We start from the raw sequence: 5,872 nt of genomic DNA on the forward strand, positions 1-5,872 counted from the left end.
CGGCCAGCGGCTCGGCCTCGGCGGCGACGGCGGCGTCGCGGCGGGCCCGGGCGGCGGCGTCCTTGTGCGCGGGGCCGCAGTACTTGGCCGGGCGGCCGCCGGTGCGCCGGCCGTGCTCGTCACGGCGCGGCGGCGGCAGCGGGTTGTCGCAACCGTCCAGGTGACAGGTGCCGGTCGGCTCGTCCGCCTCGGGGGAGGGGATCGCTGCGGCGGCGGCACCGTCGTGATCGTCAGGCATGCCGGTCAGGCTAACACGCAGGTTACGGTGTCTCACGAAAAGATATGGCGCTGTTCGAAACGCTTAACTCGGCCCTGAGTTCCGTACACCATAACCCGCTTATGGTGTACGGTCGCCGCGTGGACGATCACGCCGCCCTCACCGGTCCCGCCACCGGCGCCCCCGCGGCCGCCGACGGGGGAGAGGCGCCGCCGAAGGAGGGCGAGCCCGCCGCTTCGGCGCCCGTGCCGGCGCCGGTGACGCGGCGGCGCCTGGCGCTGGCCGAGGCGGTGACCGCCCTGCCCGCCCTCGGCCCGGTCGACCTGGCCGACCCCTACGGCGTCCACCGGCTGACCGCGATCTGGCTGGAGACCCGCGCCTCGCCGGCCACCGCCGCCGCCTACCGCGCCGACCTGCACGCCTGGCTGACCTGGTGCGCGGTCCGGCGCCTGAACCCGCTGGCCGCGCGCCGCGCCGACGTCGACCTGTACGCGAGCGACCTGGCCGCACGCTTCGCCGCCTCCACCGTGGCGCGCAAGCTGTCGGCCGTCTCCTCCTGGTACTCCTACCTGATCAGCAACGACGCCTGCCAGGCCAACCCCGCGGCCGCCGCCGACCGGCCCCGGCGCGAGCGCGACACCTCCTCCACCGTCGGCCTGTCACGGGACGAGGCCGCGCGCTTCCTGGCCGCGGCCGCCGCCGACCCCCGGCCGGCGCGGCTGCGCACCGCGGCCCTGCTCGGCGTCATGCTCACCGAGGGCGTGCGCGTGGCGGAGGTCTGCGGCGCCGACGTCGCCGACCTCGGCCACAACCGCGGCTGGCGCACCCTGACCGTCACCCGCAAGGGCGGCAGGCGCCAGACGCTCCCGCTGGCCCCGCCGATCGCCCACGCGGTCGAGATCTACCTGGCCGACCGCGCCGGCCGCGCCGGCGTGCGGCCGGAGGAACTGGCGGGGCCGCTCTTCGTCACCGAGCCCTCCGGCCCGCACCCGGGCGGCGGGCGCCTGGACCGGTGGGCCGTCACCAAGCTGATCCGCCGCATCGCCCGCTCCGCGCAGATCCCCTCCGCGGACCGGCTGTCCCCGCACAGCCTGCGCCACACCTTCGCCACCCTCGCCCTCGACGCCGGTGTCGCGCTGCGCGACGTCCAGGACGCCATGGGCCACGCCGACCCCCGCACCACCCGCGCCTACGACCGCGCCCGCCACGCCCTGGACCGCCACCCCGCCACCCGCCTGATCGCCTTCATGGACACCGTCCCCGCCGAAGCGCCCCGCTGACGTCCCCTCCGCCGCCGGGATCGGCGGGGCGGGCCCGCCGGAGGCACCCCGCCATGGCGCCGGCCCCCTGATCGGGGAGGTCACGCATCGTCCGGCAGTGGCTCGCCGGTCTCCAGCGGCTGGGCCGGGTCGACGCCGGTGAGCAGGCGGGAGCGGTCCCAGAGGCGGGCCGCGAGGGCGGTGTCGGCGGCGGCGCCGGTGAACGTCTCGAAGGTCGGACGGGGGCGGCGGGGACGGCCTGGGCCGATGTGCCTGCCGGTGAGGGCCGCGGGCTCGGTGGCCGCGTAGAGGATCGGCGCGACGGCCGCGCCGATCGGCAGGCGGAAGAAGAACCCCAGCGCGGACTGGACCGCACGGGGGAGGAGCGCCGCCTCCCGGCTCAGGCCGGTCCTGGCCATGCCGGGGTGGGCGACCAGGCTGCGGACCGGTGATCCGGCGGCGCGGAGGCGGCGGTCGAGCTCCAGGCCGAACAGCACGTTGGCGAGCTTGGACGCGGCATAGGCGCCACCGGGCGAGTAACGGCGTTCGGCGGCCAGGTCGTCGAGGTCGAGGCGGCCCATCCGGTAGAGGCCGGACGCGACGGTCACCACGGCGCCGCCCTCGGCCATCCGGTCGAGGAGCAGGCCGGTCAGCGCGTAGTGGCCGAGGTGGTTGGTCGCCAGCTGGCTCTCCACCCCCTCGGGGCTCAGCCGGTGCGGCACCGTGCCGATGCCGCCGTTGTTCACCAGCGAATCGACGACCACGCCGTCGGCGCGCAGGTCGTCGGCGAACCGCCGGACGGTGCGCAGGTCGAGCAGGTCGAGGTGCCGGACGTCGAGATCGGCCCCGGGGTCCGCGGCGCGCAGCCGGTCCCGGACCCGCTCGCCCTTGGCGGTGTCCCGTACGGCCATGATCACCCGTCCTCCGCGTGCGGCGAGGTGGCGGGTGATCTCCGCGCCGAGGCCGCTGCTGGAGCCGGTGACGACGAAGGTGCGGCCGGTCTGGTCTCCGAGATCGGCGACGCTCCAGTCCACGGCGCTGTCCATGTTCCCTCCGAGGCTAAACGGATAACTCATCCGATTCAAGACGGCCAGAAACGGATTGTCAATCCGATTAGGTAGACTCGGGCCATGACCTCGCTACGCGCCGACGCCGCCCGCAACCGCGAGCTCCTCTTGGCGACGGCGCGTCAGGCGGTCGCCGCGGGCGACCTGTCACTGCAGCTCAACGAGCTGGCCCGGCGCGCGGGCATGGGCGTGGGCACCGTCTACCGGCACTTCCCCACCCGCCGGGCGCTGCTGGAGACCCTGGCCGAGCCCGCCTTCGCCGCCGTCCTGGACGGGGCCCGCACCGCGTCCCTGCACGACGATCCGTGGACGGGAACCGAGATCCTGCTGCGGACCCTGCTCGTCCGGCAACTGGCCGATCCCGCCTTCGCCGAGGTGATCGCCTCGCCCGCCGCCGACGACGCGATCCCGGAGACCACCGCCCGGCGCGACGAGTTCGACGGTCTCGCCGGGACGGTCCTCGCCCGCGCCCGCGAGTCCGGTGCCCTGCGCCCGGGACTCACCGACGAGGACCTCCGCCATCTGGTCTGCGGTACGGCCTTCGCGCTCGGCCTCGGCCCCGCCCCTGCCGCCCGCGTCGACGCCTATCTGCGCGTCCTGCTCGACGGCGTCGCCGGTGGAGCGGGGTGACCACGCGCCCGGCCGGCGATCAGCTGGGGCGGGCAGAGCTCCTCACCCGGCCAGTCGTCGCAGGCGACCGCGTCGCCCGGGTAGTCGCCCTCGCCGGTCGCGGTGGACAGGACCGTGTCGAGCAGCGGCTCCTCGTCCGCGCCCAGGCTCGCCGGATCGGCCACGTAGTACGTGCGCAGGATCATCCGGGGGCTGGCGGGCGAGTCGCCGCCGCGGTCACCGGCCTCCAGGCGGGCCACGAAGTCGGGGTTGGCCGCGCCGCACACGGGTCCGGGGCGGCCGCGGGGCGAGCCGCCTCCGTGCCGGGGGGCGGCTCGCCGCACGGTCACGGTTTGACTGCGTAGCCGAACAGGGCGCGCAAGGGCTTGGTGCCGGTGCGGGGCGCGCCGGCGTCGGTGCGGCCCCATTCGCCGACTTCGACGAGGCGGCCGCCGACGATGGGCAGGCCGCCGAAGAGCGCCGCGACCTGCTTTTCGGTCCGCATCACCAGCGGAGTGGGGACCCGGTCGTAGAAGCCGCCGTCGCGGAAGCCCCGGTCGACGTCGGGGTCGATGCCGTCGCTGGTGACGTGCGACAGGGCCAGCACGCTGCCGGAGGGCACGGCGGCCATGAGGCGGGCGATGGCGCCGCGCGGGTCGGCGCTGTCGGGCAGGAAGTGCGCGACCGCGAACCACAGGACGGCGACCGGTTCGCCGGCGCTGAGCAACTCCTGGGTGTCGGGGTGGTTCAGGATGGCGGCGGGGTCGGCGGCGTCGGCCTGGATGAAGGAGGTGCGGGGGTCGCCGTCCAGCAGGGCCAGGGCGTGCACGCGTGCGGTGGGGTCGCTGTCGACGTAGACGGTGCGCGCATCAGGATGGACGCGCTGGATGACCTGGTGGACGTTCTCCTGCGTGGGCAGGCCGGAGCCGATGTCGAGGAAGCGTTTGATGCCGCGGTCCCGGGCCAGGTACTCGACGCATCGGATGAGGCAGTTGCGGTTGCCCCGGGCGAGATCGCTCAGCTGGGGGAATTTCGCCCTCATCTGGTCGCCGATCTGGCGGTCGATCTCGAAGTTGTCCTTGCCTCCGAGGCCGTAGTCGTACATGCGCGCGGCCGACGGCACGGTGGGGTCGACTCCCGGCGGAACGTTTCCTGATTCTCCCAAGGCCATCCATCCTCCGGCATCCGCTTTGTTTATCGATGCCCGATGAGCTCCGATCATGATCGTCGATCATGGTAGGGGGCGGACACGGGGGTGTCATCCACTACGGCTCCCTGCTGCAGTAGCGGGACGTCTCCACCGGGGAGACTGTCGGTGAATCCCATGACTTCAACGCCAGCCGCATGCCGGCGCTGGCGTTCCATCCGGATGGCCACCCGCTGGCCGCCATCGACGGCCCCGACGGACATCGGCACGGCGGTGATGGACCGGTCGCGTCCCGCGCTACCTCCCCTTTCCCGAGGCTGACCGTGGCCTACTGCAGGCACCACGGAGCCGGAGTGATCATCCGCGGCGTGCGGAATGTCATCGACGGACTGCGCGAGTACCAGCTGGCCACCGTGAACGAGACGCTGGGCATCACGACCGTAATCATGTCGGCTCGGCCCGAGCCCGGCGGTGCCGACGCGTCGCCCAGCGCCGACCGAATCCCGCGGCGACCGCATGACGGCGAAGCGCAGGCGACTCACGGGACGGACGGGATACAGGACACCGGACGGGACAGCCCGGTTGGCGGGTGGTCCGCATCTGGTCATGACGACGAGCGGCGCGGGACCGGTGAGGCCCGCGGAGAGGGAAGGCCGCCTCACCGGATCGCACGGACGCCCCGCCCTCACGTAACTTGCGGGAATCTTCATTCCCGGTAGTTGATGGACGCCGCCGACCACGCAACAGACAGGATTTATTTATTTCTATTTTCTGGAAAACAGTAATGCTAGGCTCGGACCGTGACGGAGGAGACGACAGCGGGCGCGGTCAGGCCGTGCAAGCACTGCGGACGGCCGGTCGGGCAGCGGCCGGGGCGGGGACGGCCGCGCGCCTACTGCCCGGAGGGCGACTGCCAGGCCGCGGCCAAGCGGGAGCGGGAGCTGCGCCGGGCGACACCGGGGCTGGAGGGCGCGCTGGCCCGCGCCGAGGAGTTCTACGAGCGCATGGAGAAAGGCATGGCGGCGGCCATCGCCCCCCTGGCGCAGGTGCTGGCCGAGGAGCTGAGCCCCGCCGGGGTGGAGGCCCGCATCAGCGCCGTGCAGGCCGAGGCCCACACCCGGGTGGCGATCGCGCGCACCGAACGGGAGCAGGCCTTCGAGCAGGTACGGCTGGCCCGCGAGGCGGCCGAGCACGCCCGCCGGGAGCGCGAGGCGATGGCGGCGCAGGCGGCCGAGGCGCTGGCCGAGCGCGACACCGCGCTGCGCGACGCCGAGACCGCCCGCGAGCAGGCGCTGGCCGCGCTGCGCGAGGCGGCCGACACCGAACGCCTGGCCAGGAAGGCCGAGGCCCAGGCGCGGCGCCGCGCCGAGCAGGCCGAGGCGGCGCGGGACGCCGCGCTGCGGGAGATGGCCGAGCGGGTGGAGGCCGCCGAGGCCGAGCGTGACGGCGCGCTGGCGCAGGCCGTACAGGACCGGGAGCGCGCGTCCGAGGCGCTGGCCGGGCGCGATGAGGCGCTGGCCGCGTCCGAGCGGGCGCGCGCGGCCGAGGTCAGGGCCGAGCAGGCGGCGGCCGA

Annotated in this window: 6 protein-coding genes and 1 pseudogene; 3 read left to right on the forward strand and 4 right to left on the reverse strand. The window is 74.5% G+C overall.

What is annotated here, in order from left to right; all coding sequences use genetic code 11:
• A partial coding sequence (locus ACFOWE_RS30225; RefSeq protein WP_377293859.1) for a hypothetical protein occupies window positions 1-238 on the reverse strand: 238 nt, incomplete at its 3' end.
• A gap of 119 nt (window positions 239-357) precedes the next feature.
• On the opposite strand from ACFOWE_RS30225, the gene ACFOWE_RS30230 reads away from it, so the two are divergent.
• The gene (locus tag ACFOWE_RS30230) at window positions 358-1,497 is read left to right on the forward strand and encodes a tyrosine-type recombinase/integrase (protein ID WP_377293861.1); all 1,140 of its coding nucleotides are present in this window, start codon (window positions 358-360) and stop codon (window positions 1,495-1,497) included.
• Window positions 1,498-1,577: 80 nt separating this feature from the next.
• Here the strand turns inward: ACFOWE_RS30230 and ACFOWE_RS30235 are convergent, their stop codons facing one another.
• On the reverse strand, window positions 1,578-2,522 hold the full coding sequence (locus ACFOWE_RS30235; RefSeq protein ID WP_377293863.1) for an SDR family NAD(P)-dependent oxidoreductase: 945 nt from the start codon (window positions 2,520-2,522) through the stop codon (window positions 1,578-1,580).
• Between the two features lie 84 nt (window positions 2,523-2,606).
• On the opposite strand from ACFOWE_RS30235, the gene ACFOWE_RS30240 reads away from it, so the two are divergent.
• Window positions 2,607-3,173 carry a TetR/AcrR family transcriptional regulator gene (locus ACFOWE_RS30240; protein WP_377293864.1) on the forward strand — a complete coding sequence of 189 codons (567 nt, stop codon included), beginning with the start codon at window positions 2,607-2,609 and terminating at the stop codon, window positions 3,171-3,173.
• Here ACFOWE_RS30240 and ACFOWE_RS30245 read toward each other — a convergent pair.
• Window positions 3,128-3,502: a hypothetical protein gene (locus tag ACFOWE_RS30245; RefSeq protein WP_377293865.1), complete on the reverse strand. Its 375-nt coding sequence runs from the start codon at window positions 3,500-3,502 to the stop codon at window positions 3,128-3,130. The two genes, ACFOWE_RS30240 and ACFOWE_RS30245, sit on opposite strands and share 46 nt — an antisense overlap.
• Window positions 3,499-4,317 carry an SAM-dependent methyltransferase gene (locus ACFOWE_RS30250; RefSeq protein ID WP_377293867.1) on the reverse strand — a complete coding sequence of 273 codons (819 nt, stop codon included), beginning with the start codon at window positions 4,315-4,317 and terminating at the stop codon, window positions 3,499-3,501. The genes ACFOWE_RS30245 and ACFOWE_RS30250 overlap by 4 nt, the downstream gene beginning before the upstream one ends.
• Window positions 4,318-5,099: 782 nt before the next feature.
• On the opposite strand from ACFOWE_RS30250, the pseudogene ACFOWE_RS30255 reads away from it, so the two are divergent.
• A pseudogene (locus tag ACFOWE_RS30255) lies at window positions 5,100-5,872 on the forward strand (hypothetical protein); the annotation flags it as partial.

Origin of the sequence: Planomonospora corallina, assembly GCF_042650625.1 — a bacterium.
GTDB lineage: Bacteria > Actinomycetota > Actinomycetes > Streptosporangiales > Streptosporangiaceae > Planomonospora_B > Planomonospora_B corallina.

Coding starts and splice junctions, on each gene's coding strand:
- ACFOWE_RS30235 (WP_377293863.1), bottom strand. CDS start 2,522: ATGGACAGCGCCGTGGACTGGAGCGTCGCCGATCTCGGAGACCAGACC.
- ACFOWE_RS30240 (WP_377293864.1), top strand. CDS start 2,607: ATGACCTCGCTACGCGCCGACGCCGCCCGCAACCGCGAGCTCCTCTTG.